Genomic DNA, 26,961 nt, shown 5'->3' with positions numbered 1-26,961 from the left:
GGCCGCCTCAGCCCCGGGTCAGCTTCTTGTAGGTGGCGCGGTGCGGACGGGCCGCGTCCGGGCCGAGGCGCTCGACCTTGTTCTTCTCGTACGCCTCGAAGTTGCCCTCGAACCAGAACCACTTGGAGTCGCCCTCGTACGCCAGGATGTGCGTGGCGACGCGGTCGAGGAACCAGCGGTCGTGGGAGACGACCACGGCCGCGCCCGGGAACTCCAGGAGCGCGTTCTCCAGGGAGGACAAGGTCTCGACGTCGAGGTCGTTCGTCGGCTCGTCGAGGAGGAGCAGGTTGCCGCCCTGCTTGAGGGTGAGCGCGAGGTTCAACCGGTTGCGCTCACCGCCGGAGAGCACGCCCGCGGGCTTCTGCTGGTCCGGGCCCTTGAAGCCGAAGGCGGACACGTAGGCGCGGCTCGGCATCTCGACCTGGCCGACGTTGATGTAGTCCAGCTCGTCCGAGACGACCGCCCACAGCGTCTTCTTCGGGTCGATGTTGGCGCGGCTCTGGTCGACGTAGGAGATCTTGACCGTGTCGCCGACCTTGATGGAACCGGAGTCCGGCTCCTCCAGGCCCTGGATCATCTTGAACAGCGTGGTCTTGCCGGCGCCGTTCGGGCCGATGACACCGACGATGCCGTTGCGCGGCAGGGTGAAGCTGAGGTCTTCGATGAGAACCTTGTCGCCGAAGGCCTTCGACAGCTTGTCGACCTCCACGACGATGTTGCCCAGGCGCGGGCCCGGCGGGATCTGGATCTCCTCGAAGTCCAGCTTCCGCATCTTGTCCGCCTCGGCGGCCATCTCCTCGTAACGGGCGAGGCGCGCCTTGGACTTGGCCTGGCGCCCCTTGGCGTTGGAGCGCACCCACTCCAGCTCCTCCTTGAGGCGCTTGGCGCGCTTGGCGTCCTTCTGCCCCTCGACCTTGAGGCGGGTCTGCTTGGTCTCCAGGTACGTGGAGTAGTTGCCCTCGTAGCCGATGGCGCGGCCGCGGTCGAGCTCCAGGATCCAGCCCGCGACGTTGTCGAGGAAGTACCGGTCGTGGGTGACGGCGACGACGGTGCCGGGGTACTTGGCGAGGTGCTGCTCCAGCCACTGCACGGACTCGGCGTCCAGGTGGTTGGTGGGCTCGTCGAGGAGCAGCAGGTCGGGGGCTTCGAGGAGCAGCTTGCAGAGCGCGACGCGGCGCTTCTCGCCACCGGAGAGGTTGGTGACGGGCCAGTCGCCGGGCGGGCAGCCGAGCGCGTCCATGGCCTGCTCGAGCTGGGCGTCGAGGTCCCAGGCGTTGGCGTGGTCCAGGTCCTCCTGGAGCTTGCCCATCTCCTCCATCAGCGCGTCGGAGTAGTCGGTGGCCATCAGCTCGGCGACCTCGTTGAAGCGCCGCAGCTTGCCCATGACCTCCTTCGCGCCGTCCTGCACGTTCTCCAGGACGGTCTTGGACTCGTCCAGGGGCGGCTCCTGGAGGAGCATGCCGACGGTGTAACCGGGCGAGAGGAAGGCATCGCCGTTGGAGGGCTGCTCGATGCCCGCCATGATCTTGAGCACCGTGGACTTACCGGCGCCGTTGGGGCCCACGACACCGATCTTCGCGCCAGGAAGGAAGCTCAAGGTGACATCGTCGAGGATCACCTTGTCGCCGTGCGCCTTGCGCGTCTTGCGCATGGTGTAGATGTACTCAGCCAAGAGAAACCGTCCGGCATTCGATGAGTGGGCAGATACACCCCATCTTGCCTGACGGCCACCCCTGGGTGGAAACCAGCGAGGTGGGAGTGAGCGCCGGTGGGGGCCGGGGGCAGATGTTGCCGCCCGTTTCAGCCGGAGAGACGCTGAGAGGGACGTCACCGGGTCCCAGTGAGCGCGGGACGGATCCGTGCCGGTCGTGGTGGCCGGAAGGAGCAGGTGTGATGAGGGTCATGCTGCGGGCACGCCTGGACACGCAGGCGTCCAATGAGGCACTCAAGAGCGGCGCGCTGCCGGACACCATGCAGGAGTTGATGGAACAGCTCAAGCCCGAGGCGGCCTACTTCGGTCCGTGCGACGGCGGGCGTTCCTGCACCTTCGTCTTCGACATGCAGGACAGTTCCCAGCTGCCCGCCATTTCCGAGTCGCTCTTCCGGGAATTCGGCGCGGAGGTGGAGATCCAGCCGGTCATGACCGCCGAGGATCTGCGGAAGGGTCTGGCCGCCCTGCACCGGGACTGAGTCCGGTTCGGTTCTCCGGCGGGGATCCGGCGCGGGCTACCCGGAGCCCGCCCCTCCCCGGGAGGGGCGGCCAGAGCGCGGCGCTCCTACTTCTCCGTGGCCGCCTCCTCGGGGGTCTCCGTCGGGTCCTTCTTGGCGCGTACGAAGAAGACCGCCGCGCCGCCGAGCAGGACGAACCCCACCGCTATGCCGGCGATCAGCGGCGTATTGCCGGAGCTGCCGGTCTCGGCGAGGTCGGCGCCGACCGCGGTGCCGCCCGCCGACGCGGGGCTGGGCTGGTTGGCGGGCTGGGCCTTGGTGCCGATGCCGCTGCCCTCCGTACGGCAGTCGAGCACGCCCCTGAAGCGCTTCTCGACGCCGTTCGGCCCCACGATCGTGAAGTCGTAGGCCTGGTCCTCCTGCAATCGGACCGTCACCGTCTGCGACGTCCCCGCCTCGATGGTGTGCTTGACGCCCATCAGCCGGAAGGTGAAGGGAGCGTCCCCCTTGTTGCTCGCGGTGATGTCCACACCGCCCCTGGCGCAGTTCTTCTCCGCCGACAGCGCCGGCACCGCGCCCTTCGCACCCCAGTCGGCCGTCGCGGTCGCGGAGACCGTCGACTCGCTGGAGCCCGCGAGGATCTGCGTCTGGCTCCGGGTCTCCGAGGTGAAGGCCCGGCCGACCGGCACGGTCGTCGACGCCTGCACGGAGAGCGCCGCCGAGCCGTCGGGCGCGTCCTTCGGCACGTCGAAGTAGAGCCGGCTGCCGTCGCGCGCGGACTTCACCGGCTTGCCGTTCCTGCCGACGACCTTCACCCCGCTCGCCGCGGAGTCCCCGGGCGGGGCCACCGACACCGCGTCCGCGTCGGTCCGCACGGTGACCGGACCGATCCGCTCCCCCGGGCGCCCGGAGACGGCGGGCGACTCCAGCGTCAGCGACGCCTTGGGCTCGATGCTGGCCTGCGCGCTCTTGTGCAGGTAGTCGGCCAGCTTCTCGGCCTGCGGGTCGACGGCGTCCACCCGCGCGCCGTCCGAGTACCGCCAGATCGCCACCTGGGTGCCGGCCGCGGCGGTCTTCTCGGTGAGGGAGGACGCGCCCGCCTTCTTGGCGAGCGCCGCGAGGTCGTTCACCTGCGGGTAGGAGTGCTGGAGGATCCAGCGGATGCGGCCCGCGTCACGGTTGCGGTTCAGCGAGGTGCCGCTCCAGGGCGTCTCCTGGTACCGGGCGTCCTTCTGCGTGGGGCTGTGGATGTCGACGCAGTACGTCTGGAGGGTGCCGCCGTCCTCCACGGACATCTCGAAGAGTCCGGCGGGGACCCGCTGCGAGCTGCCGCCCTCCCGGACGACCGCCTGGTCGTACGTCTGCAGGCCGCCCAGCGTCGCGGTCGCCCCGCCCCGCTGCCGCGGCACCTCCTCCGCCGCGGCGGATCCCGCGGCGGCCACCGCTCCCGCGGCGAGCAGTCCCGACGCCGCGGTCACGACGGCGAGGCGGGCGGCGCCCCGACTCCGTATGGACAACGCAGAAAACACAGAATTCCCCTCCGGACGGGACCCGTTCACAACGTGGGGGGTGGTCCCGCCAGCAGATTGAAAGCGGCAGGACCACCTGCCACCTGCGTGGCGCCTCCTGCCAACTGCCCCGTGAGCTACGTCCGGCATCCTAAGGAAGCGGCACACCGCGACCCTCGGTCATATCGTCGTATCACCGATCCGACTCGGAATCGTTATCCCCAACACCCCTCCCGAGCTGGGCTTATCGACAAATCAACGCCATTGGACGCAGCCATTCGGCGGTGCGCCCCACCGGGCCCGTGCCCCTGACCATTCATCACCCCACCGGCTCCGGCGCCGCTTTGCGCGGCGGCGCGGCATCCGTCGGCGCCCCGTCCGCCTTGAGCACGCGCCGGAACGCCGAGGTGCCGCGCGACAGGTCGTGGCCGACGGCCTGCGCGTCGATGTCCGCCGACGTCCAGTGCTGACCGCCGCGCTCCTCGTCCCGCACCCGCAACCGCCCCTGCACGATGACTGGTTCACCCACCGCGAGCGACGCCTGCACGTTCTTGCCGAGTGCCCGCTTGGCCCACACCGTGAAGAAATTGGTGTGCCCGTCCTGCCAGGTGTCCTTCACCGCGTCGAAGTACCGCGCCGTCACCGCGAGCCGGAACCGCGCCACCGGTCCCGACGGCAACTCCCGGTACACCGGCGTCGTCGCGACGTTCCCCACCACCGTCACCATCGTCTCGTTCATGCCCTGCCCCTCCCGTACCTCCATGTGCCCCGCCGCGCCTGCCGCGGCCGGGCTCCCAGACTGCACCGGTCACGCCGGGCCCGCTGAGCCCTGTGGGTTACCCACCGGTTGTGGACAACTCCGTCACCCGACAGCGGCACGCGCCCCCACCACCCGCCCGTACTGCTCCCTGACCTCGCGGTAGCGCAACAGCTCGGCCGCCACCGGATCCAGGACCCGGGCCCGGCCGCACCCCGCGGCCGCCTCCCGCAGCCGGCGTTCCGCCTCCTGCCCATACCGGCGGGCGGGGCCGCGCGCCGCGATCCGGCTCGCCCACTCCACGCACGGGCCGCCCGCGATCCCCGCCACCATCAGCAGCGCGGGCACGCCCAGGTTCGGCTCGGCGATCCCGATGATCTGTCCGACCAGCCAGAGCCCGCCCACCACCTGGAGCAAGGTCATCGCCGCCTGGGCGAGGACCGCGACCGGCCACCAGCCGGGCCGAGGCGGCCGCCCGCCCGACACGCCCACCGTCACCGCCAGCTCGTCGAGCGCCTCGGGCAGCCCTTCCGCGCCGCGCGCCGCGGCCTCCCGCACGGCAAGCGCCCATGGCACGGGCAACCCCGCTGCCGCCTCGTCGGCGACCGTGCGGACGGCGTGCTCCACGCGCTGGCGCGCGGTGACCTCCTCGTCCACCGGGATCGGCACGGCGGGCGTCACGGGGCCGCCCGGGGAGCGCTGCGCCTCGTACCACCGCCAGAGCCTGAACCACGGATCGCCGCACGCCCTGCCCGCGTGCCGGCGCCAGGCCCGCTCCGCCGCGTCGCCCGCGGCGGCGGCGCCCACCGCGTCCGCCAGGCGGTCGGCGAACTCCTCGCGGGCCTCCTCGCTCAGCCCGACGCGCCCTCGCCCGCGCCCGCGCACCCGGGACGCCCCGGCGACGTACACCGGACGCAGGTGTTCCGCGGCGGCGTCCAGGTCGGCCGCGATCCGGCGGGCCGCGGCGCCCCGCTCCTGCGTGAACTGGCCGAGGGCCTCGCGCAGATCGCCCATCCCCTCACCGGTCAGCGCGGAGAGCGCGAGCACCGTGGCGCCCGGTTCGCCGTGTTCGCCGAGCGCGATGCCGTCCTCGTCCAGGAGCCGCCTCAGGTCGTCGAGGACCTGGTCGGCGGCGTCGCCGGGCAGCCGGTCGGTCTGGTTGAGCACGACGAAGGTGACCTCGGCGTGTCCGGCCATGGGCCGCAGATAACGCTCGTGGAGCATCGCGTCCGCGTACTTCTCCGGGTCGACGACCCAGATGACGGCGTCGACGAGCGCCAGGATCCGGTCGACGTGCTCGCGGTGCTCGCCGACCGCCGAGTCGTGGTCGGGCAGGTCGATCAGCACGAGCCCCTGGAGGTCGTCGGCGCCGGGCCCCTGGAGGGGGCGGCGGCGCAGCCTGCCGGGGATGCCGAGGCGGTCGAGCAGCCCGGCGGCGCCGTCCGTCCAGCTGCATCCGATGGGCGCGGCGGTGGTCGGCCTGCGCACGCCCGTCTCGGAGATCATCACCCCGGCGAGGGCGTTGAACAGCGTCGACTTTCCGCTGCCGGTGGCGCCCGCGATGGCGACAACCGTGTGCCGGTCGGAGAGCCGGCGTCGGGCGGCGGCCTCGTCGAGGACCCGGCCGGCCTGGGCGAGCGTGCCGCTGTCGAGGCGGGTGCGGGAGAGGCCGACGAGTTCGCGCAGCGCGTCGAGCCGCTCGCGCAGGGGTCCCTCGTACGAGGTGGGCGTCCCGGAGGGGGCGGGGGCGTAGGCGCGGACACCGGGGGCCGTGTCCTCCGGACGGGTGCCTTCCGCGACGCGCCGGGCGATGAGGCCGTCGTCCCAGGCCCCTTCGGGGTCGTCGTCCGGCCGCCCCGGGCCCGACGGCTCTTCCCGCTCTACGCGAGCCTCGCGCTCGGCCGGCTCCCTTCGCTCCGCCTGCTCCCTTCCCTCCGCCGGGTCCCGTCTCTCCGCCGGGTCCCGTCTCTCCGCCGGGTCCCTTCGTTGTGCTGCCTCAGCCGACTCCACCCGCTGCTCGCGGCTTTCCCGGGTGTCCCGCGCGTCCCGGGCGTCCCGGGCGTCCCGGGAATCACGGTTCTCCCCGGCATCACGGCTTTCCCCGGCGTCACGGCCTTCCCGGCGCTCCCGGCGCTCCCGGTCCTCCCGGCGCTCCCGGTCCTCCCGCTCGTCGCGTTCGGTGTGATCAGTGACAGCAGTCACGGCGGTCACCTCTCCTTCTGCAGTACGGACAGGGCGGCGATCAGTTCGGCCTGGGGTTCGGGATGTACTTCGAGTGCGTCCAGGGGGGCGAGCCGCCGGTCCCGCTCGACGGCGAGGACCTTCTCCAGGTAGGCGGCCAGCAGACGCTCGCCCCGGTCGCGCAACCGGACCGCTCCCTGGGCGCCGATCCGCTCGGCGAGGATCTCCCCTGCCGCCCGCGCCCGGTGCCCGCCGAGCAGGGCCGTGGCGAGCAGCGCGGCGACGACCTCCGGGTCGGGCAGCGGGGCCTTGTCGACCCGCTCCATCGCGCGCACCTCGTCGTCGGCGTACTCCTCCAGGACGCGCCGCCACCGGCGTACGGCCATCCCGATGCGGTGCTCGGCGCTCTCCACCTGGGGGTCGCGGTCGGCGAGGCCGGGAGCGGCCGCGGCGGGCTCGCGCCGCCAGGCCTCGTCGATGCGCTCGTCGGCGGCGGTGACGGCGCACAGCAGCAGCGCCTCCAGGCTCTCGGCGATGGCGTCGAGCAGTTCGCCGGGCCCGCAGTCGAGGGGGTAGCTGCGCCACCGCTTCAGGGCGTCGCCCGCGAGGACGCCGCCCGCCTCCAGACGGCTCTGCACGCGCGCGTGCTCGCGGTCGTACGCCTCGTCGACGGCGGCGGTGAGCCGGAGCGCGGCGGCGTACTGGGAGGCGACGGCGCCCGCCAGCTCCGGCATCCGCGAGTCGAGCGAACGGATGACGCCGCGGGCCGTACGGGTGATGGCCTGGGCGCGGGCCGAGGGGTCCTGGACGCGCTGGGTCAGCCAGGCGCGCAGGGGCGCGACGGCGGTGGAGGGGAGCAGTCCGCCGCCGCCCGCGGACTCGGGCAGTTCGGGCACGGTGAAGCGGGGCACGTCGCCGAGGCCCGCCTTCGCGAGCAGGGCGCCGTACTGCCGCGAGACCTCGGTCACGACCTGGTGGGGCACGCGGTCGAGGACGGTGACGAGGGTGGCGTCGTGCTCCTTGGCGGTACGCAGCAGATGCCAGGGCACCGCGTCGGCGTACCGGGAGGCGGTGGTCACCATGACCCACACGTCGGCCGCGCAGATCAGCTCGGCGGCCAGGACCCGGTTCTCGGCGATGAGGGAGTCCACGTCGGGCGCGTCGAGGAGGGCGAGACCGCGGGGCAGGCTGTGGACGGTCTCGATCCGCAGGGCCCGTTCCAGTTCGCCCCCGAGGGCCGGCATGTCGTCGCCGTCATCCTCGTCGTCTCCGTCGCCACCCTGCGCGCACACGGGTTGAGGCAGCCACACGCGCGTGAGGTCCGGCAGGACCCGCATGTCCGCGAACCAATGGTGGTCCTCCGGATGGCAGACGAGCACCGGTGTGCGCGTCGTGGGCCGCAGCACGCCCGCCTCGCTGACCTGACGCCCCACCAGGGAGTTCACGAGAGTGGACTTGCCCGCTCCCGTGGAACCGCCGATGACGGCGAGCAGGGGCGCCTCCGGCGCTTTGAGACGGGGCACCAGATAGTCGTCGAGCTGCGCGAGCAGCTCGTCCCGGTTGGCACGCGCGCGTGGCGCCCCCGGCAGGGGGAGCGGAAAGCGTGCGGCGGCGACACGCTCGCGCAGGGCGGAGAGTGCGTCAAGCAATTGAGGCCGTACGTCCAAGGTCACCACATGCGAAGAATGCCCAATTTTGGCGGCTTTCTGAAGCATATGGACGTCCCTGCGCGCCGGTCGAACACCGGGGAGCGAAGGGAGGGCCGGGGGCGCAGGCATAACGAGTGCACAACACCCGGGGCGCGAGGCGCAAAAAGCGATGCGAGATTCGTACCTGCCTGCGATTATCAGGACCGCTTCACCGAACCTCCACATCACGGCGCGGAGGCGAAGCAGCAAGGACAGGGTCCCGGGAGCCCTATCCTTGTCCCCGGCAAGGCCACGGACCTCCCCCACATCCGGACCCGTGCCACCGGCCACACCCAGGCCCCCGTAGCTCAGTGGATAGAGCAGGCGCCTTCTAAGCGCTTGGCCGCAGGTTCGAGTCCTGCCGGGGGCGCCACTGACTCCGTGTCAGGTTAGCGGCGTTTTCGCAGGTCAGAACGCCCCCGCCTGGCGTTTGCCCGCAGGGTGCGCCTGCTCCGGAGGCGACACGAGAGTCCGGCTGACACCGGCTCAAACCGGGGTTCCACGGCTGGTTGTCCCCATCCGCTCGTGTCGTGACTGCACGCCAGCCCGTTGGGCAGATCATGCGAAAGATCACCCTCGCCGCTGCAGCTGCTGCCCCCTGGGCGGCGCCGAGGGTCTGGCCAGCCGCGGTACTGCCCGCCACCCGCCTGAGTCAAGCAGAGGCCAGGAAGTCGATGGCACGTTCATCGAGTTCGGCCGCGCACCGCAGGCCACGGGTCCTGAACGGAGCGAGGGCTCCGCGCATGTTCTTGACGGCTTTGCGGGTGCGGACTGAGCGCACGCCGTCCATGTGGTCCATCGCCTGGCCCCAGGCTGAGCATGCCTGCTCGATGCTGCCGCGCTTCAGCAGCATCTCCGCGCCGGCCACCAGGTCCAGGGCGACGATGCGGGCGTAGGTCCCGGCGGGGCGGGTGGCGGCGGCACGGGCGTATTCGTCGGCGGCGGCCCGGTGGTCGCCGAGGGTCTCGTACACCTTCGCGGTGCGGGAGTACACGGACGCGGCGGGCGGGCCCCAGGCCAGGGCCCAGAAGGGCACGTCGTCGCCCGGGGCGGTGTCCAGCAGGACACGAGCCTGATCGTGGCCCTTCGGGCCGAGTCCCTCGTCCTGGACGTGTCCGGGCCGGAGACCCCGCCCGGCGCCGCCCTCCTCACCGGCGCGGCGGCCGCCCTCGGCCGGAGGGTCGCCGCCTTCCAGCCCCGACCGACCTACACCCACGCCCACGGCCGCGAGCCGAACTGGCGCAACCTCATGATCCAGTACGGCACCAGGGCTCACCTCGGCGATCCCCAGGCACTCGCCGACTGGCTGGCCTCGTGAACCCCGATCTCGCCCCCTACCGGACTCTCGTCCTGGAAGGCTGCGACGGCGCGGGCAAGTCCACCCTGGCTGCCCACCTCGCAGACCAACACGGCTTCACCGTCGTCCACTCGCCCCGCACCCCGGACTCCCTCGACCTCATCGCCCGCTACCGCGAGCGGCTGCGGGAGCCCGCCGACACCGCCCGCGCGGCCCGGCCCGACGTGCGGCTGGCCGCCTTCATCCATGTCGTCGTCGACGACGATACGGACCGGGCCCGCACCGAGGCGGCCCACGGCATCGCCACCTTCGCCCGCTCCTCCCGGCACCGCACGGCGGATCCGGCCCCCGGCTGCCTCGACTTCTTCGCCGTGCTGGGGCCGGCCGCCTACTGCCGGGACCGGATACTCGCCCTCGTCGACGTCGGCCTGGAGCGCCTGCACATCGTCACCGGCTGCTCCTGGGAGTACCGCAAACGCTCGTACCGGGCCTTCATGCGCCACGTCGCCCCCGCCTTGCGGGAGCATCGCCGCCGCTAGGCGGTTTTGGGGGGTCCGTCCGTGGGGTGCTGACGGGGGTTGCGGTTTCGGTGGCGGGGGGTGGCCTGGCGGGGCGGGCGGGTCAAGGTGATCTGGCGGACCAGTTGCTGGAAGCAGGCCAGGGCGGCCAGGGCGGGAAGCGCCGCGGCGGCGGCCTCCACCAGAGGGCGGGGCACCTGGGCCACACACAGCAGTATCGAAACGATGGAGAAGAAGAGGACGATGGCCCATGAGTGCGCCGCGCGGCGACGGTGGAGGGCGGCGCGCAGGATGGACAGGGAAGCGACCACCCAGGGGCCATAGACGAGCAGGGGCCACCATCCGACCGCACCCGGTGTCGTGCGGTACGTGGCGACGAGGCGCAGGGGGTCGTAGCTGACCAGGCCGCCGAAGACGCACACCATGGAGACCACGGCGGCGGCGAGCACGGCGAGGAGGAAGCTCGTCGCGCGCAGGGCGCTCCGGGTCCGCTTGTGGGGACGGGAGCGGGAGCGCCGGTGGTGGGAGACCGGGGAGCGCTGAGCCGGCAACTCCGCGGTGGAGCCGGTGGATCCGGTGAGGTCGGCGGGGGCGGCACCGTCGCCTTCGGTTACCGGGTCCTCGTTGATCTCAGGCGGGGGCGGAGCCTCGTTCTTCTCGTTCTCGACGGCTTCGTGCAGCAGGTGGGCGAGTTCTTCCGCCGGGTCCCAGTGGACGTCCAGCTGATCGAACGGCGGGAGGGACTGCTCCCAGACCTGCGTGTGATCAGTCATCGGATATCCGGTGGGAGGGCCTACGGGGGCGGGCCGGTCGTCCAGTCGGCTGTGGCGCCCGCGTGACTCACGCACGATAGGGCCCCCGAGGGGCCAGAGCGGCAGGGCCCACGCCGGCCACCGGGTGGTCGGTTACGGCGGTGAACCGAGCCTGGATGGCGTTGAGTTCCGTGAGCAAGTCTTCAACCAGCGTGCCGCTGTGGCGCAGTTCGACCCTCTGGTTTCCATCGTGCAGGGCCGCGCAGGCCTCCCTGGCGGGGGACGGGGCGTAAATCCAGCCCCCCATGGGAACTGCGCCTGGAACAACGCCAATTGGGGCGACGCGGCAGCTCCCCGCCGCCTTGGGCCTTGTTTTCGTCATGTTCAACCTAACGGGTCCGCATTACGGAGGATGCGCGGCAAACGGGTGGCGGAAATGTCGCATTGGACGATGTCTGGCTAGTCTCTTATCGGTTCTGCGGTGACCTGCGGCACAGTGCGCTCCCGTCGGGCTCGGCCTCGTACGCCCGCCTCCCGCACTCCCGCTTCCCTCATTGGGGTGACGTCCCTTTCGGTGAGTTGCGTCCAAAGAGCGCAGAATTGCGGGGCGGTTTCCCGCAGACGTTTCTGCTACTCCTGGCCTCCTGGCCGTAGCGTCTGCCCCTCTCGTACGGAGTGGGGTCACGGAGTGGGTCACGGAGTGGGTCAGGGAGTGGGGCAGGGAGTGGTGGCCGTGGGGTCGTGGTGGCGGGGTGTCGTGGTCGCCGGGGTGTTCGGGGCCGTCGGGGTGTTCGGGGTCGGTGGGTGTTCGGCGCCGGGTGACGACGGGGCGGCCAAGGGTCACGGGTCCGGGGCGGGTACGCCGGCCGCCTCGGCGTCGCCGTCGCCCGCCCGCGCTCTGACGACCGGGCAGTTGAAGGGCCTGCTGCTCCGGGAGGGGGAGGTGCCGGGCCTGTACGGGATGACCGTGCAGGCGCCCGCGCCCCGGTACGAACCGCGTGTTTCGGCCGAGGGCGCCGGGTGTCAGGACGTACTCGACATGCTCGTCACGCAGCACGCGTCCACCTCCGTGATCCAGGATTTCTGGTGGGACAAGGAGCGTTGGGGCGGTCGGACGTGGTTGGCCGCGTACGAGGGGGACGAGGCCGCCACGTGGTTCCGGAGGTTCGAGGAGGGGCTGCGGACCTGCCGGACCCTGGTGGCGCGGATGCCGGAGGGCCGGCTCGACTCCCGGGTCACCGTCGGGAAAGCGCCGGCGCTCGGGGACGAGGCCGTCTCCTTCGAGCTGAGCATGGACGGCCGCGGGGGCGCCGTGGCGACCGATCATCATGTGCTGGTCCGTGTGGGCTCCCTCACCGTCCACGTCAGCGACCGCGACGCGCAGCGGCCGCCGCGGCTGCCGATCGACGTCGTGGTCGGCAAGCAGCTCGACCGGATCGCGCGCGGGGCCCGCAGGTGACGCGGCGGCGGTGAACGTGCGCCCCTGCGGGGGCGCACGGGCTTCTGTGAACGGCGCCGATCGGTGCGGGAGGGGGCGGAAATACAATCCCACTGTCTTCTGCCGGGGGGAGTGGACCGCTTACCGCAGGGTCGAGGGTTGGAGGAGACCGCCGTGGCGGACGAGATCAGCAGGATCGCCGGACTGGACTTCGCGAGCGTCACGCCCGACGAGTTCGCCCGCACCGTGAAGGGGCTCTCCGGCCGGGAGATCGCCGGGATCGCCCGGGACGGCGCGCTGCGGGCTCGCGTCCTGGACGAGGTCTTCGGGCGCGTGGAACGGCAGTTCAGACCGGAGGCGGCCGGTTCGCTCGCGGCGTTGATCCGTTGGACGGTCACGGGGGTGGGCGGCAACCCGGACGTCGTGTACGAGACGTTGATCGCGGACGGGACCTGCACCGTGCGGGCGGGCCGCTCCGAGGCGCGGCCGCGGGTCGCGCTCACCATGGCCGACGCGGAGTTCCTGAAGCTGGTGTCGGGGAACGCCAGCCCTGTCGTGCTGTTCGTGACGCGCAAGGTGCGGATCACGGGCGACCTGGCACTCGCCGCGGGGCTCGCCCGGTACTTCGACATCCCCAAGGCGTAGGGGCTCCCGCGACGGCGGACGGCGGCTGGCGGCCGGTGGTCAGCCGTCGGTGGACGGCGGTGGGCGGTCGGCGGCCGCCCCGTCGGTGGCGGTGGTGGGCGGTCAGCCGTCGGCGCTCGGCAGACGGCGGACAGCGCTCGGCGCTAGGTGGACGGCGCCTAGGTGAACGGCAGACAGCGGGCGGCTCAAGCGGGATGGGCGTGGCGCCGATGTAGGGCGCATGACGTCTACGTACTCCCCCGAGGTCCGTGTCGCGCAGGCCCGGCCGCCCGTCGCCGCCGGGCACGGGCGATGGCGGGGCCCCGCGCGTCTCGCCCTCGCCCTCCTGCCCGCCCTCGTCATCGCCGTCGCCGGCTTCCAGCGGCGCTGGATGTCCGACGACGGGCACATCTACGTACGTACGGTCCGTCAGGTCCTCGCCGGTAACGGGCCCGTGTTCAACGCCGGGGAGCGGGCCGAGTCGTCCACCGGCACCCTGTGGCAGTGGCTGCTCGTGGTCGCCGGGGCGCCCGGCCTCGACATCGCCACGGCGGCGATGTACGGCGGCCTGCTGCTGACCGCCGCCGGCTTCGCGCTCGCCGGGCTCGCGGCGCTCCGCCTGCACGGCGGCGCGGGCGGGGGGCGAGTTCTGCTGCCCTGCGGGGCCCTGGTGCTGCTCGCGCTGCCGCCGGTCTGGGACTTCGCGACCTCCGGTCTGGAGACGGGGCTCGCCACCTGCTGGCTCGCGGGGGCCTGGCTGGCGCTCGTCGCGCGGCCGCGCGCGCTGACCACCTGCGCGGTGCTGGGCCTCGGGCCGCTCGTACGGCCGGACCTCGCACTGGTGTCGGCGGTGTTCCTGGCCGCCCAGTGGGCCGTGGCGCGCCCCTCGTGGCGCGGGGCGCTCGCGGGCGCCGGGGTCGCGGGCGCGCTGCCGGTCGCGTACGAGATCTTCCGCATGGGGTACTACGGGCATCTGATGCCGCTGCCCGGCGTCACCAAGGAAGCCTCCCGGAGCCTGTGGGGCAGGGGGTTCGACTATCTCTCGGACTTCGTGGGGCCGTACGTCCTGTGGCTGCCGCTGCTGATGATCGTCGCGGCCGTCCTGGCGTCCGGGCGGGCGGGGTGGCGCGGCGAGCGCGTCGAGGCGGTGGCTCCCGTCCTCGCCCCGGTGGTCGCGGGGGCGCTGTGCTGGCTCTACGTCATCAAGGTGGGCGGCGACTTCATGCACGGGCGGATGTTCCTGCCGGGGCTGCTGCTCATGCTGCTGCCCGTCTTCCTCATGCCGCTCACACGCGCGTGGACGATCGTCGCGGCCGGGGTCGCGGTGTGGGCGGTGGTGTGCGCGGCGGTGCTGCGGGTCCCGTACGAGGGGCGGATCGGGCCGGCCGGGGTCGCGGACGAGCGCGGGGTGTACGTGTGGCAGAACGCCGCCTCCCACCCCGTGCACCACGACTTCGCCGGGCAGGCGGGCAACAAGGCCTACGCCGCTCTCGTACGGGAGCGGGTGCGGCGCGGCACGCCCACGCTGCTGCTCGCCCGGACCCCGGTGAAGGCGGCCCGGCCCGGGGTGACCGGGGTCTACAACACCCTGGGGTTCAGCGGCGCCGTCGTCCCGCTGTCCGGCGCCGCCCTGGACCCGATCGGGCTCGCGTATCCGCTGGCGGCCCACTCGGAGGGCTTCCACGGCCGGGTGGGGCACGACAAGCGGCTGCCGGACGAGTGGGTCGTCGCCGAACGCGGGGTCAAGGGCTCGCTGCCCGGCGGACTCGACCCCGCCCGGGTGGCCGCCGCGCGCCGCGCCCTGCGCTGCGAGCCGTTCACGGAACTGCGGGCGGCGACGCGTGCGCCGATGTCGGTCGGGCGGTTCTGGCGGAACCTGACGGGGGCGGTGGGGCTGACGTCCTTCCGGTTCCCGAATGATCCGGTGCGGGCGGAGCGGGAGGCGTGCGGGTAGCCGGGGGCCGGCGGCGGGGGGTTCGGGGGCGTCTGAGGGGACTCCCCCTCAGCTGACCACGTCCTTCCTCGCGAACCCCCGGAACGCCAGGGCGAACAGGACCAGCGCGTACGTCACCGAGATCGCCGTGCCCTGGAGCATGCCGCCCCACTCGGGGCGGGGCTGGAGGGCGTCGGCCCAGGCGAACTGCCAGTGGGCGGGGAGGAAGTCGCGCCAGTCGCCCAGCGCGGTGACCGCGTCCAGGACGTTGCCGACGATCGTCAGGCCGACCGCGCCGCCGACCGCGCCGAGCGGGGCGTCGGTCTTCGTGGAGAGCCAGAACGCGAGGCCCGCGGTGACCAGTTGGGACACGAAGACGTACCCGACGACGACGAGCAGCCGCTGGGCCGCCGTGGCCGCGGGCAGTTCGCCGCCGGTCGGGATCTCCAGGGGCCCCCAGCCGTAGGCCACCGCGCCGATGGCCAGCGCGACCAGCGGGAGCAGGGCCATGGCCGCGGCGCTGAAGGCGAGGGCCACGACGAGCTTGGACCACAGCAGGCGGGCCCGCGGCACCGGCGCCGCCAGCAGATAGCGCAGGGACGACCAGCTCGCCTCGGAGGCCACCGTGTCCCCGCAGAACAGCGCGACCGGGATGACGAGCAGGAAGCCCGCCGAGACGAACAGGCAGGTCGCCGCGAAGTTGGTCGCGGACGCCGTCGCCGTGTCCATCAGCGTCACCTGGCTGTTGCGCTCCCCCGGCGAACCGGCGACGGCGAACGCGATGACGAGCACGACGGGCAGCAGCACCATGATGGCGCCCATCACCTGCGTACGGCGCCGCTTCAGCTGGCGGACCGCCTCGACCCGCAGGGGCAGGGTGCGGCCGGCGCGGTAGCCGGGCGCCGTGGGGCGCTCCAGGGTGGGGGCGCTCATGCGGTGCCTCCGATCAGGGTCAGGAACGCCTCTTCGAGGCGGCGGTGCGGGCCCATGGACTCCACGGGCACGTCCAGGCGGACCAGTTCGGGCAGGAGCAGGGCGGCGCTGCCCGCCGGTGTGCCGTCCAGGCGTATCAGGAGGCCGTCGTCGGCGCGCACCGCCGAGGCGACGCCGGGCAGCGCGGCGACCTTGTCGACCAGCGGGTCGGGGACCGGCGCGGCGAGCCCGACGAGGAGCGTGTCCCCGGAGCCGACGATCTCCGCGACCGGGCCGGCCTGGACGAGGCGGCCGCGGTCCATGACGACCAGGTGCGTGCAGGACTGCTCGATCTCGGCGAGGAGGTGGCTGGAGACGATGACCGTGCGCCCGCCGCGGGCGTAGCGGATCATGACCTCGCGCATCTCGCGGATCTGCGGCGGGTCCAGGCCGTTGGTCGGCTCGTCGAGGATCAGGAGGTCCGGCAGGCCGAGCATGGCCTGGGCGATGGCGAGGCGCTGGCGCATGCCCTGGGAGTACGTCCGCACGGCACGGGCCAGGGCGTCGCCGAGCCCGGCGATCTCCAGGGCCTCGGCCAGGTGGGCGTCCTCGGCGGGGCGGCCGGTGGCCTTCCAGTACAGCTCCAGGTTCTCCCGGCCGCTGAGGTGCGGCAGGAAGCCGGCGCCCTCCACGAACGCGCCGACCCGGGACAGGACGGGCGCCCCCGGGCGGATCGCCTGGCCGAAGACGCGGATCTCGCCCGCGTCGGGGCGGATCAGGCCCATCAGCATGCGCAGGGTGGTGGTCTTGCCCGCGCCGTTGGGCCCGAGGAGGCCGAGGACCTGGCCCCTCTCGACGCGGAAGGAGACGTCGCGGACGGCGTACCGGTCGCTGGACCTGGCGTACCGCTTGCTCAGGTCCGTGATCTGGAGGGGCACTTCGGCGAGCGCGGGGTCGGGTGCCGGTGCCGTCGTGCGGCGGCGGCCGGTGAGCAGCAGCCCGAGGGCGATCAGCGCTCCGGCGGCGGGCAGCCACCACACCCAGGCGGGCAGCGGCGCGGCGGCGGTCTTCAGGCCGGGGGCCGTGGGCACCGACAGGTCGCTCTTCAGCGAGGCGGTGTAGGTGGCGGGCTCGACCGGTGAGGCGTAGCCGAGGTCGGTGGAGGCGAGGACCAGGCGCAGCTTGTGGCCCTTGCGCACCTCGTGGTCGACGGCGGGCAGCCGCAGCTCGACGTCCTTGCCCCGCTGGGCGCCCTCGACGCGGACGGGGGCGACGAGTCGGGAGGGCAGGACCTGCTGCTTCCCGTCGGGGCTGACGTCGTACACCTTGGCGAAGAGCACCGCGTCCCCGTGGGAGGACTTCACGTGGGCGCGCACCTTCGGGGAGCCGGTGATCCGCAGGTCCCGCGCCAGTGGCTTCGAGGTGAAGGCGGCGTGCTGTCCGGGGAGGTCGAGGGAGACGCCGACGCCGAGGGAGGAGAGCCGGGACAGGCCTCTGCCGCCGAGGCCGGGGAGGGTGGAGACGGCGGGCGGGCTCGCCCCGGCGGGGTTGTCGAAGGTCTGCTCGCGCCCGGCGAGGGGCACCGCGCGCGGGTCACTGTCCAGGCCGGGGTACGTGTCGCCGCTCGCGCCCCGCAGCTGGGCCGCCCCGTCGGTGGAGTCGATGCCTCCGGTGCGGGTGACGCGGAAGGCGGGGCCGGTGTCGGCGCCCTTGTCGCCCTTCAGATAGCGGTCGAACCAGGTGCCGACGCGCCGCTCCACGCGCCCCCGCTCGTTCTCCCGCTCGCCGGCGTCGTGGCCGCCCGCGATCCAGTCGACCTTCACGGGCGCGCCGTTGGCGCGGACCGCCCGGGCGATGGCGTCGCCCTGGTCGAGCGGGAAGAGCGAGTCGGTCTGGCCCTGCACGAGGTACGTCGGCACCTTGATGCGGTCGCCGACGGCGGCGGGGCTGCGGGCGGCGAGCAGGTCGCGCGCCTTCGCGTCGGGCTTCCCGGCGACCGCGACGCGGTTGTACATGGCGCACAGCTGCTTCTCGAACTTGTCGCAGCCGCCGCCGGTGTTGATGAACGAGCCGGTCCACAGCTTCTTGAAGACGCCGTCGGGGAACAGCGCGTCCGCGAGGTTCCAGTAGGTGATCTGCGGGGCGATGGCGTCCACCCGCCGGTCGTGCCCGGCGGCGAGCAGGGAGACCGCGCCCCCGTAGGAGGCGCCGGTGACGCCCACGCGCGGGTCGCCCGCCTTGTCGAGCCGCACCTCGGGCCGCTTCGCCAGCCAGTCGATGAGCCGGGAGACGTCGGCGACCTCGGCCTTGGGGTCGTTCAGGCCGATCTTGCCGGTGGACCTGCCGAAGCCGCGCGCCGACCAGGTCAGTACCGCGTAGCCGTCCCCGGCCAGCTCCTCGGCCTGTTCGCGCACGTCGCTCTTGCTGCCGCCGAAACCGTGGCCGATGAGGATCGCGGGCCGCTTGGTGGCGGGGTCGCCCGCGGTGAAGTAGGAGGTGTCGATCTTCGCGCCGTCGGCGTCGAGGGTGCCGTCGGCGCGGTGCACGGTGGGGCCGTCGTCCGACGCGACCGCCGTCCAGGTGCCCGCCCCCGCGAGCACCACGACGGCGGCCGCGGCGGCGAGCAGCCGGCGTGGCCCGCGCGGTCCGGGAAGCCTGGGCCTGGGCAGTCGTAGATCCATGCCGTCCACCGTACGGGCGGCCACCGACAACCGGAGCGGCCGCCGGTCGGAACCGCCCCGCCTTCCCGGGGAGTAGACTCCGCGCCCCGCGTACCACGGGCGCGGTAGGCGGATGTGGCCGACCGGCCCCGCGCACGTCAGGGGTGAAACTAGGCTGCACCCATGACATTGGCCGCATCCGCATCCATGACCCTCCCGGATTCCCTCGCCACCGGTCAGCGCTCGCTCGGGGACCCCTCCGTCCGCTTCCCCCTGTGGCCCCCGCTCACCACCGGCTGCCCGGTGACCAGCACCGACACCGTGTCGTACCCGGTCGAGGTGGACTACGCCTACGACAAGGTTCCCGCCGACCTCTTCACCACCGCGCCGGGGCGGCCGCGCGGGCACGAGCGCTGGGCGCCGCTCCTGCCGCCGCTGCACGCGCCGGGGCTCGGCGAGGGCGGCACCCCGCTCGTCCCCCTCGGCGACGACCTGTGGATCAAGGACGAGTCGCGCAATCCGACGTGGAGCCACAAGGACCGCATCAACCGCGTCACGGTCAGCGCGGCGGCCGGCGCGGGCGCGGAGGGCGTCGTCGTCGCCTCGTCGGGCAACCACGGGGCCTCGGCGGCGGCGTACGCGGCGCGGGCGGGCCTGCGGTGCGTGGTGATCGGCTCGGCCGGGACGCCGCCGGCGGTCGAGGCGTTCCTGCGGGCGTACGGCGCGGTGGTGCTCTCGGTGCCCGCCGACGCGCGGTGGCCGCTGCTGCGGCGGATCGTGGAGCGGTTCGGCTACCACCCGGTGAGCAATGTGACGCCCACCCACACCGGCCACGCGTTCGGACCCGAGGGCTACAAGACACTCGCCTACGAGATCTACGCCGAACTCGGCGTGCCCGGCTCGGTGTTCCTGCCCACCGGCTACGGCGAGCTGCTCTTCGGCGTCTGGAAGGGCTTCGCGGAGCTGGTCACGCTGGGCCTCGCCGACCGGGTGCCCCGCCTGTACTCCTGTGAGCCCGCCGCCGGGGGCCCGCTGGCGGCCGCGCTGCGGGAGGGGGTGCCGGCGACACGGGTGGAGGTCGCGCCGACGGCGGCGTACGCGATCGGCTCCTCGGTCGGCGGCTACCGGGGGACCCTCGCCGTCCGGGAGAGCGGCGGCGGGGCGCTGCTGGTCTCCGACGCGGAGATGGCGGCGGCGCGGGACCGGCTGGCGGGGTCCGGGCTCTGGGCGGAGCTGTCGGCCGCGGCGGGGCTGGCCGGGTACCGGCAGCTCGGGGCGGCGGTGCCGCAGGGTCCCGCGGTGTGCGTCTCCACGTCGAGCGGTTTCAAGGACCGCGACCTGCTGGACGTGGGCGGCAGCGCCGCGGTGGACCCCGAGGACTGGGCGGAGATCGAGCGGCGGGTGCTGCGGGGCTGAGCGGCCCCTCTCCCGCCGTCCGCCGAGGCCCCGCCCCGGGGTGTCCGGGCCCCTCGGGGCCCGGGGCCTGCGGCCCGCCTCAGACGCCGGAGGGGCTGAGGGGCGCTTCCTGGCTGTCCTCCGGGACGCTGACCAGCCAGCGCGTGTCGCGGTGGGGGCGCAGGTACAGCGCCCAGTACAGGGTGGCGACGACCACGATGCCGCCGGTCCACAGGAGGTACCGCGTCTCCTGCTGGCTCAGTACGTACGCGAGGACGGCGATCAGCACCACAGGCACGGCCGGCCACAGCGGCATCCGCCAGGCGGCCGCGTGACCGTGCGAGCCCCGCCGGCCCAGCAGCGCGGCGACCGCCACCAGGAGGTACATGCCGGTCACGGAGACGCCCGTCACGCCGTACAGGGTGTCCAGGTTGACGAAGCACAGGAGGGCGCCGGGCACGCCGACCAGGAGCGTGGCGATCCAGGGGGCGCCGGACGCGCCGAGCTTGGACAGGGCGTTGTTGACCGGCGAGGGCCAGGCCTTGTCCCGGGCGGAGGCGAACAGGACGCGGGAGTTCTGGATGACCATGACGATGCCCGCGTTGATGATCGCGAGGGCGACGCAGAGGCTGACGAACGTACCGACGGCCGAGTTGGACCAGGCCGTCACCATGGCGCTGATGTCGCCCTCGGTGAGCGCCGTCAGGCTCTCCGCGCCCATGGTGATCGCGACCACCGGCACCAGGATGATCACGGTGGAGATGGCGAGGGTGGCGAGGACGGTGCGCGCGACGTTGCGGCGGGGGTTCTCCAGCTCCTCGGAGAGGTAGACGGCCGTGGAGAAGCCCTGCGTGACGAAGAGGGCGATGGCGAGACCGGAGACGATCAGCATGGCCGTGACGGCGTCGATCCCGCCGGGACCGGAACCGGCCACCGACAGGTCCGTCAGGCTGCCCGCGCCGCGCTCGGCGTGGGTGAAGCCGAGGACGGCCACCACGCCCGCCGCGACGACCTCGAGGACCAGGAAGATGCCGGTGATCCAGGCGTTGGCACGCAGGTCGAGCAGGCCGGCGAGGGTCGCGCAGACCATGACGCCGGCGCCCGCGTAGGACGGGTCGAGGTGGACCAGCGGGGCCAGGTAGTCCGCCGTGCCCATGGCGATGACGGGCGGCACGATCATCACGACCAGGAGCGACAGGACGAAGACCAGCCAGCCCGCGAGGCGCCCCGCCATCGTGGAGACCATCGCGTACTCGCCGCCCGCGCTGGGGATGAGGGTGCCCAGCTCGGAGTAGCAGAACGCGACGCCGACGCAGAGCAGCGAGCCGATCGCGATGGTGAGCGCGGTGGCGGTGCCGAGCGAGGAGAAGAGGTCGGGCACGACCACGAAGAGCGTGGAGGCGGGCGTCACGCAGGACAGGGTGAGCAGGGTGCCGCCGACGACGCCGATGGAACGCTTGAGCTTCTGGGGACGTCCCGGATCGGCCAGGGTCGCGGGGGGCGCGGTGGTGGGCGAGGGGAGCGGGCGGAGCGTGTCGGTCATGAAGCGCGATTCCGATCGACTGGTACGGCAGGAGATGCGGGGGGAGCCTTATCGCCTCCGAAGGCTGTCGAGCTGTCTTTCCGTGGCTCCCGGCGCGTCATCGAACCCCGGCGCTAACCGGAACGTCAACGGTCATTTACCTACGGAATCCGCAGCGCGCCCGCATGCCAAGTCGCCTCGCTTTCGCAAGAGTTTGCCTCTTGAGGGCTCAATGAACATACCGACACCGATGATGACCTTCATATTGCAGGCACATGAACGCGAACACTTTCGTTGCCCGAATTGCACCCTGTGCACGGGAACCGCAAGAGTGGCGCCAAAAAAGAATCAGGACCGTCCGAAATCCGGACGGCCCTGCTCTACGGCTGCTCTACGGGGGGTCACCCCCCGGTGACTCAGTGGTTGCGCGGGAAGCCCAGGTCCACGCCGGCCGGCGCGTCGGAGGGGTCGGGCCAGCGCGTGGTGACGACCTTGCCGCGCGTGTAGAAGTGCGTGCCGTCGTTGCCGTAGATGTGGTGGTCCCCGAAGAGGGAGTCCTTCCAGCCGCCGAAGGAGTGGTAGCCCACCGGCACCGGGATCGGCACGTTCACGCCGACCATGCCCGCCTCGATCTCCAGCTGGAAGCGGCGGGCCGCGCCGCCGTCCCGGGTGAAGATCGCGGTGCCGTTGCCGAACGGCGAGGCGTTCATGAGCGCCACGCCCTCCTCATAGGTGTCCACGCGCAGCACGCACAGGACCGGGCCGAAGATCTCGTCCCGATAGGCCTTGGCGGTGGTCGGGACGCGGTCGAGCAGCGACAGGCCGATCCAGTGGCCGTCCTCGTGGCCCTCGACGGTGTACCCGGTGCCGTCCAGGACGACCTCGCAGCCCTCGGCCGCCGCGCCCGTGACGTAGGAGGCGACCTTGTCGCGGTGGGCGGCCGTGATGAGCGGGCCCATCTCGGACGCCGGGTCGCTGCCCGGGCCGATCTTGATCTTCTCGGCGCGCTCCTTGATCTTGCCCACCAGCTCGTCCGCGATGGAGCCGACCGCGACGACCGCCGAGATGGCCATGCAGCGCTCGCCCGCCGAGCCGTAGGCCGCGGAGACGGCGGCGTCGGCCGCCGCGTCCAGGTCGGCGTCGGGCAGGACCAGCATGTGGTTCTTGGCGCCGCCGAGGGCCTGGACGCGCTTGCCGTTGGCGGAGGCGGTGGTGTGGATGTGGCGGGCGATGGGCGTGGAGCCGACGAAGGAGACGGCCGCGACGTCCGGGTGCTCCAGGAGGCGGTCGACGGCCACCTTGTCGCCGTGCACCACGTTGAAGACGCCGTCGGGCAGACCGGCCTCGGCGAGCAGCTCCGCGATCTTCATGGCGGCCGACGGGTCCTTCTCCGACGGCTTCAGGACGAAGGTGTTGCCGCAGGCGATGGCCAGCGGGAACATCCACATCGGCACCATGGCCGGGAAGTTGAACGGCGTGATGCCCGCGACGACGCCGAGCGGCTGCCGGATGGAGGCGACGTCCACGCGCGAGGCGACCTCCGTGGACAGCTCGCCCTTCAGCTGCACCGTGATGCCGCAGGCCAGGTCGACGATCTCCAGGCCGCGGGCGACCTCGCCGAGCGCGTCGGAGTGCACCTTGCCGTGCTCGGCGACGATCAGCTCGGCGATCGCGTCGCGGTTGGCGTCCAGCAGCGCGCGGAACTTGAACAGGATCGAGGTGCGCTTGGCGAGGGAGGAGGTGCCCCAGGTCGCGAAGGCCGCACGCGCGGCGCCGACGGCGGCGTCCACCTCGGCCACGTCCGCGAAGGCGACCCGCGTCGTGACGGCACCGGTCGCCGGGTCGGTGACCGGGCCGTACGTTCCGGACGCGCCCTCGACGGGCTTTCCACCGATCCAGTGATTGACCGTCTTCGTCATGACAAGCATCCCTACTCTCACAGGTGGCGGCGTCGGGCAGTGACGTGCCGGTCGTACTCTTTCCTGGCCTCGACCGCGGACCTCCGGGTCGCCGTCTCGGCCACGGGCACATCCCACCACGCCTGCGCCGGGGGCGGCCCCGACACTGTGTCTGCCGTTTCCGTCTCCACATAGACACATGTGGGCCGGTCCGCGCCGCGCGCCTCCAGCAGAGCCGCCCGCAGGTCCCGCACGGTCCTGGCGCGCAGCACCCGCATCCCCAGCGAGGCCGCGTTCGCCGCGAGGTCGACGGGCAGCGGGTCGCGGCTGTACGTGCCGTCCGGCGCCCGGAAGCGGTAGTCCGTGCCGAACCGCTCGCCGCCCACGGACCGGGAGAGGCCGCCGATGGAGGCGTACCCGTGGTTCTGCAGGATGACGACCTTGACCGGGACGTTCTCCTGCACGGCCGTGACGATCTCGGTCGGGTTCATCAGATACGTGCCGTCGCCGACCAGCGCCCACACCGGGCGCCCCGGCGCGGCCAGCGCGACCCCGATCGACGCGGGGATCTCGTATCCCATGCAGGAGTAGCCGTACTCCACGTGGTACTGGCGCGGTGAGCGCGTCCGCCACAGTTTGTGCAGGTCGCCGGGGAGCGACCCGGCGGCGTTGACGACGATGTCCTCCTCTGTCACCAGCGCGTCCAGCGCGCCGAGGACCTGGGCCTGCGTCGGGCGCGCGTCCGGCTCGTCCGCGGCGTACGCGGCGTCCACGCGCTGCTCCCAGCGGGCCTTGTCGCCCCGGTACTGCGCGGTGTAGGCGGGCTCCACGCGGTGGTCGCCCAGCTCCCGGGTGAGCGCCTCCAGGGCGGTGCGGGCGTCCGCGATCAGGGTGGCGCCCGCCATCTTGTGGCCGTCGAACGGCGTCACGTTGAGGTTGAGGAAGCGCACCCCGGGCCGCTCGAAGAGCGTGCCGGACGCGGTGGTGAAGTCGCTGTAGCGGGTGCCGACGCCGATCACCAGGTCGGCGGCGCGGGCCAGTTCGTTCGCCGTGGCCGTGCCGGTGTGGCCGATGCCGCCGACGTCCGCCGGGTGGTCGAAGCACAGCGAGCCCTTGCCCGCCTGGGTGGAGGCGACGGGGATGCCGGTCGCGTCGGCGAAGCGGCGCAGCGCGTCCTCGGCGGCGCTGTGGTGGACGCCGCCGCCCGCGATGACCACGGGCCGGCGCGCCGCGCGGACCGCGCCCGCGGCGGCGGCCAGTTCGCCCGGGTCGGGGGCGGGCCTGCGGACGGCCCACACCCGCTCCGCGAAGAACTCCTCGGGCCAGTCGTACGCCTCCGCCTGGACGTCCTGGGGCAGGGCGAGGGTGACGGCGCCGGTCTCGACGGGGTCGGTCAGGACCCGCGCCGCGGCGAGGGCGGCGGGGATCAGCGCCTCGGGCCGGGTCACGCGGTCGAAGTACTTCGAGACGGGCCGCAGGCAGTCGTTGACCGACACGTCGCCCGCGTAGGGCACTTCGAGCTGCTGGAGCACGGGGTCGGCGGGCCGGGCGGCGAAGGTGTCGCCGGGCAGCAGGAGGACCGGCAGCCGGTTGACGGTGGCGAGCGCGGCGCCGGTGACGAGATTGGTGGCGCCGGGCCCGATGGACGTGGTGACCGCGTGGGTGGCCAGGCGGCCGCACTGGCGGGCGTACCCGACGGCCGCGTGCACCATGGCCTGTTCGTTGCGCCCCTGGTGGAAGGGCATCTCGTCGGCGTACTCCACGAGCGCCTGCCCGATGCCCGCGACGTTGCCGTGCCCGAAGATGCCCCAGGTCGCGCCGATCAGCCGCCGCCGCTCGCCGTCGCGCTCGGTGTACTGCCGGGACAGGAAGCGCACGAGCGCCTGCGCGGTGGTGAGCCGCACGGTGCCCGCGTCGGTCCGTGTCATCGGTATCCCTCCGTGTGGTCGGGGTGGAAGCAGATCCGCCACTCCCGCTCCTGGCCGGGCCCCGCCATCACGTTCAGGTAGTACATGGCGTGGCCCGGCTGGGCGACGGACGGGCCGTGCCAACCGTCGGGCACGAGCACGGCGTCCCCGGTGCGCACCTCGGCCAGGACGTCCGTGCCGCCCTCGCGGGAGGGGAACACCCGCTGGTAGCCGAACCCTTCGCGGCCGCCGGGCGCCTCGATCTCGAAGTAGTAGATCTCCTCCAGCTCGGCCTCGACGCCCGGGCGGTGCTCGTCGTGCTTGTGCGGCGGGTACGAGGACCAGTTGCCGCCGGGCGTGACGACCTCGACGGCGATGAGGCGGTCGCAGTCGAAGGCGTCGGCGGAGGCGAAGTTGCGGACCTCGCGGGAGCAGGTGCCGCTGCCGCGGCTCTCGACGGGAACCTCCGGCGCGGGGCCGTAGCGGGCGGGGAGTCGACGCTCGCACTTCGCTCCTGCCAGGGCGAAGCGGCCTCCCGCGCCGGAGGCGATCTGGACGTGGGCGTCACGGGGCACGTACGCGAAGTCGGTGACTTCGGCGAACACGCTCTCGCGGCCCAGGAGTTCGATGATCCCGCCCTCCGTGTGCACCGTACAGCCGCCGCTCAGCGGGAGCACGATCCATTCACTCCCGCCGGTGGCGAACAGGTGGCTGCCCCCGGCCGCGATCTCGACCACGCGCAGTGAGCAGTAGGCCCAGCCCGCCCGCTTCGGATCGATGTCGAGGGCGTACGGCCCCGTGGCCGCAGCGCCGTTCGGTACGTGTGTCATGTGCGCCTCCTTGAGCCCGTACCCACTACAGCAGCCCGGCAGCGGTGTCGACCGCCGCCGCCACGTCGCCGTCGGGCGGATAGAGCAGGGCCCTGCCGACGACCAGGCCCCGCACGGTGGGCAGCCGCAGGGCGCCGCGCCACTTCTCGTACGCGGCGTCCTGGTCGTCCCCGATGTCACCGCCGAGCAGCACGGCAGGCAGGGTCGACGTCTCCATGACGCGGGCCATGTCGTCGGGGTTCTCCGTGACGGGGACCTTCAGCCAGGTGTACGCGGACGTCCCGCCGAGCCCCGAGGCGATGGCGATGGACGTGATGACGGCCTCGGCGCCCAGGTCGTTGCGGGGCGGTCCGGTGCCGTCGGGTCCGTGCCTGCGGGTCAGGAACGGCTCGACGAAGACGGGCAGTCCGCGCGCGGCCATGGCGTCGACGGCGCGCGCGGCGGAGTGCAGCGTGTTCAGCGAGCCGGGGTCGTCGTGGTCGACGCGGAGCAGCAGCTTGCCCGCGTCGAAGCCGAGCCGCCCGAGATCCTCGGGCCGGTACCCGGTGAACCGGTCGTCCAGCTCGAAGACGGCCCCGGCGAGCCCCCCGCGGTTCATCGACCCCATCACCACCTTGCCGTCCAGGGCGCCGAGGAGCAGCAGGTCCTCCAGGATGTCGGCGCTCGCGAGCACCCCGTCGACGCCGGGCCGCGACAGGGCGAGGCACAGCCGCGCCAGCAGGTCCCCGCGCCGCGCCATGGCGAACGGCTCGCCCCCGACCCCGAGGGCCCCCCGGGCGGGATGGTCGGCGGCGACGATCAACAGCCGCCCGCGGTCCCCGAGAAGGGGCCGCCGCGCCCGCCGTGCGGCGGCTTCGGCGATGGCTTCGGGGTGGTACGCGCGGATCCGGCTGAGGTCGGCCACGGTCAGCCCCTCCGGTGTCCGGGGAGCGGGGTCCGGGGCGGAGCCCCGTGGCAGGGGCTCCCGGGCGT

General features: G+C 73.0%; 21 protein-coding genes and 1 tRNA gene. 8 read left to right on the top strand and 14 right to left on the bottom strand.

Going from position 1 to position 26,961, the window contains the following annotated elements; all coding sequences use genetic code 11:
* Positions 1-7 precede the first annotated feature (7 nt).
* Positions 8-1,672, bottom strand: a complete 1,665-nt coding sequence (ettA, locus tag ABZ385_RS07580) for an energy-dependent translational throttle protein EttA (protein WP_358587694.1) — start codon at positions 1,670-1,672, stop codon at positions 8-10.
* Positions 1,673-1,893: 221 nt separating this feature from the next.
* Between ettA and ABZ385_RS07575 the strand changes: the two genes are divergently transcribed.
* Positions 1,894-2,190, top strand: coding sequence for a DUF3303 family protein (locus tag ABZ385_RS07575; protein WP_358587697.1), 297 nt, complete (start codon positions 1,894-1,896; stop codon positions 2,188-2,190).
* A gap of 86 nt (positions 2,191-2,276) precedes the next feature.
* Here ABZ385_RS07575 and ABZ385_RS07570 read toward each other — a convergent pair whose 3' ends face one another.
* The 4 genes from ABZ385_RS07570 to ABZ385_RS07555 all read right to left on the bottom strand — a co-directional run bounded on the left by ABZ385_RS07570 (position 2,277) and on the right by ABZ385_RS07555 (position 8,330).
* Complete coding sequence (locus ABZ385_RS07570) at positions 2,277-3,686, bottom strand: Cys-Gln thioester bond-forming surface protein (protein ID WP_358910342.1); 1,410 nt, start codon at positions 3,684-3,686, stop codon at positions 2,277-2,279.
* Between the two features lie 310 nt (positions 3,687-3,996).
* Positions 3,997-4,416 (bottom strand): single-stranded DNA-binding protein, encoded by a 420-nt coding sequence (locus ABZ385_RS07565; RefSeq protein ID WP_358587702.1) that lies wholly within the window; start codon positions 4,414-4,416, stop codon positions 3,997-3,999.
* A gap of 123 nt (positions 4,417-4,539) precedes the next feature.
* On the bottom strand, positions 4,540-6,645 hold the full coding sequence (locus ABZ385_RS07560) for a GTPase (protein WP_358910340.1): 2,106 nt from the start codon (positions 6,643-6,645) through the stop codon (positions 4,540-4,542).
* A complete protein-coding gene (locus ABZ385_RS07555) occupies positions 6,642-8,330 on the bottom strand; it encodes a dynamin family protein (RefSeq protein WP_358910338.1) in 1,689 nt (562 codons plus the stop codon). The genes ABZ385_RS07560 and ABZ385_RS07555 overlap by 4 nt, the downstream gene beginning before the upstream one ends.
* 270 nt (positions 8,331-8,600) lie before the next feature.
* Between ABZ385_RS07555 and ABZ385_RS07550 the strand changes: the two genes are divergently transcribed.
* Positions 8,601-8,676, top strand: a tRNA-Arg gene (locus ABZ385_RS07550).
* Positions 8,677-8,955: 279 nt separating this feature from the next.
* Here ABZ385_RS07550 and ABZ385_RS07545 read toward each other — a convergent pair.
* Positions 8,956-9,339 carry a hypothetical protein gene (locus tag ABZ385_RS07545; protein ID WP_358910336.1) on the bottom strand — a complete coding sequence of 128 codons (384 nt, stop codon included), beginning with the start codon at positions 9,337-9,339 and terminating at the stop codon, positions 8,956-8,958.
* Between the two features lie 42 nt (positions 9,340-9,381).
* Between ABZ385_RS07545 and ABZ385_RS07540 the strand changes: the two genes are divergently transcribed.
* On the top strand, positions 9,382-9,621 hold the full coding sequence (locus tag ABZ385_RS07540; RefSeq protein WP_358910335.1) for a hypothetical protein: 240 nt from the start codon (positions 9,382-9,384) through the stop codon (positions 9,619-9,621).
* Positions 9,618-10,139 (top strand): hypothetical protein, encoded by a 522-nt coding sequence (locus ABZ385_RS07535; RefSeq protein ID WP_358910333.1) that lies wholly within the window; start codon positions 9,618-9,620, stop codon positions 10,137-10,139. The genes ABZ385_RS07540 and ABZ385_RS07535 overlap by 4 nt, the downstream gene beginning before the upstream one ends.
* Here ABZ385_RS07535 and ABZ385_RS07530 read toward each other — a convergent pair.
* On the bottom strand, positions 10,136-10,891 hold the full coding sequence (locus tag ABZ385_RS07530) for a DUF2637 domain-containing protein (protein ID WP_358910331.1): 756 nt from the start codon (positions 10,889-10,891) through the stop codon (positions 10,136-10,138). The two genes, ABZ385_RS07535 and ABZ385_RS07530, sit on opposite strands and share 4 nt — an antisense overlap.
* Before the next feature lie 712 nt (positions 10,892-11,603).
* Here ABZ385_RS07530 and ABZ385_RS07525 point away from each other — a divergent pair.
* From ABZ385_RS07525 to ABZ385_RS07515, 3 genes are all read left to right on the top strand, one after another.
* Positions 11,604-12,329 (top strand): hypothetical protein, encoded by a 726-nt coding sequence (locus tag ABZ385_RS07525; protein WP_358910329.1) that lies wholly within the window; start codon positions 11,604-11,606, stop codon positions 12,327-12,329.
* 153 nt (positions 12,330-12,482) lie between these two features.
* A complete protein-coding gene (locus tag ABZ385_RS07520; RefSeq protein ID WP_358699849.1) occupies positions 12,483-12,953 on the top strand; it encodes an SCP2 sterol-binding domain-containing protein in 471 nt (156 codons plus the stop codon).
* 220 nt (positions 12,954-13,173) lie between these two features.
* Entirely contained in the window at positions 13,174-14,886 is a 1,713-nt protein-coding gene (locus ABZ385_RS07515; protein ID WP_358910327.1) for a hypothetical protein, read from the top strand.
* A gap of 48 nt (positions 14,887-14,934) precedes the next feature.
* Here the strand turns inward: ABZ385_RS07515 and ABZ385_RS07510 are convergent, their stop codons facing one another.
* Entirely contained in the window at positions 14,935-15,798 is an 864-nt protein-coding gene (locus ABZ385_RS07510) for an ABC transporter permease (RefSeq protein WP_358580488.1), read from the bottom strand.
* Positions 15,795-18,458: an alpha/beta fold hydrolase gene (locus tag ABZ385_RS07505; protein WP_358910325.1), complete on the bottom strand. Its 2,664-nt coding sequence runs from the start codon at positions 18,456-18,458 to the stop codon at positions 15,795-15,797. Before ABZ385_RS07505 ends, ABZ385_RS07510 begins: the two co-directional genes overlap by 4 nt.
* Before the next feature lie 186 nt (positions 18,459-18,644).
* Here ABZ385_RS07505 and ABZ385_RS07500 point away from each other — a divergent pair, with 186 nt between their 5' ends.
* Entirely contained in the window at positions 18,645-19,853 is a 1,209-nt protein-coding gene (locus ABZ385_RS07500; RefSeq protein WP_358580532.1) for a pyridoxal-phosphate dependent enzyme, read from the top strand.
* Positions 19,854-19,932: 79 nt separating this feature from the next.
* On the opposite strand, the gene ABZ385_RS07495 is transcribed toward ABZ385_RS07500, so the two are convergent.
* From ABZ385_RS07495 to ABZ385_RS07475, 5 genes are all read right to left on the bottom strand, one after another.
* Positions 19,933-21,375, bottom strand: coding sequence for an APC family permease (locus ABZ385_RS07495; protein ID WP_358910323.1), 1,443 nt, complete (start codon positions 21,373-21,375; stop codon positions 19,933-19,935).
* A 395-nt stretch (positions 21,376-21,770) separates the two neighbouring features.
* Entirely contained in the window at positions 21,771-23,273 is a 1,503-nt protein-coding gene (gene mmsA / locus ABZ385_RS07490; RefSeq protein ID WP_358580496.1) for a CoA-acylating methylmalonate-semialdehyde dehydrogenase, read from the bottom strand.
* Between the two features lie 17 nt (positions 23,274-23,290).
* A complete protein-coding gene (gene iolD, locus ABZ385_RS07485) occupies positions 23,291-25,180 on the bottom strand; it encodes a 3D-(3,5/4)-trihydroxycyclohexane-1,2-dione acylhydrolase (decyclizing) (RefSeq protein WP_358910321.1) in 1,890 nt (629 codons plus the stop codon).
* Positions 25,177-25,989 (bottom strand): 5-deoxy-glucuronate isomerase, encoded by an 813-nt coding sequence (gene iolB / locus ABZ385_RS07480; RefSeq protein WP_358910320.1) that lies wholly within the window; start codon positions 25,987-25,989, stop codon positions 25,177-25,179. Before iolB ends, iolD begins: the two co-directional genes overlap by 4 nt.
* A gap of 25 nt (positions 25,990-26,014) precedes the next feature.
* On the bottom strand, positions 26,015-26,899 hold the full coding sequence (locus tag ABZ385_RS07475) for a deoxyribose-phosphate aldolase (protein WP_358698642.1): 885 nt from the start codon (positions 26,897-26,899) through the stop codon (positions 26,015-26,017).
* Positions 26,900-26,961 lie beyond the last annotated feature (62 nt).

It is taken from the genome of Streptomyces sp. NPDC005898 (assembly GCF_040629635.1).
Classification (GTDB): Bacteria; Actinomycetota; Actinomycetes; order Streptomycetales; family Streptomycetaceae; genus Streptomyces.
The sequence above is the reverse complement of the archived record's forward strand: the minus strand, read 5'-3'. Positions and strand labels throughout refer to the sequence as shown.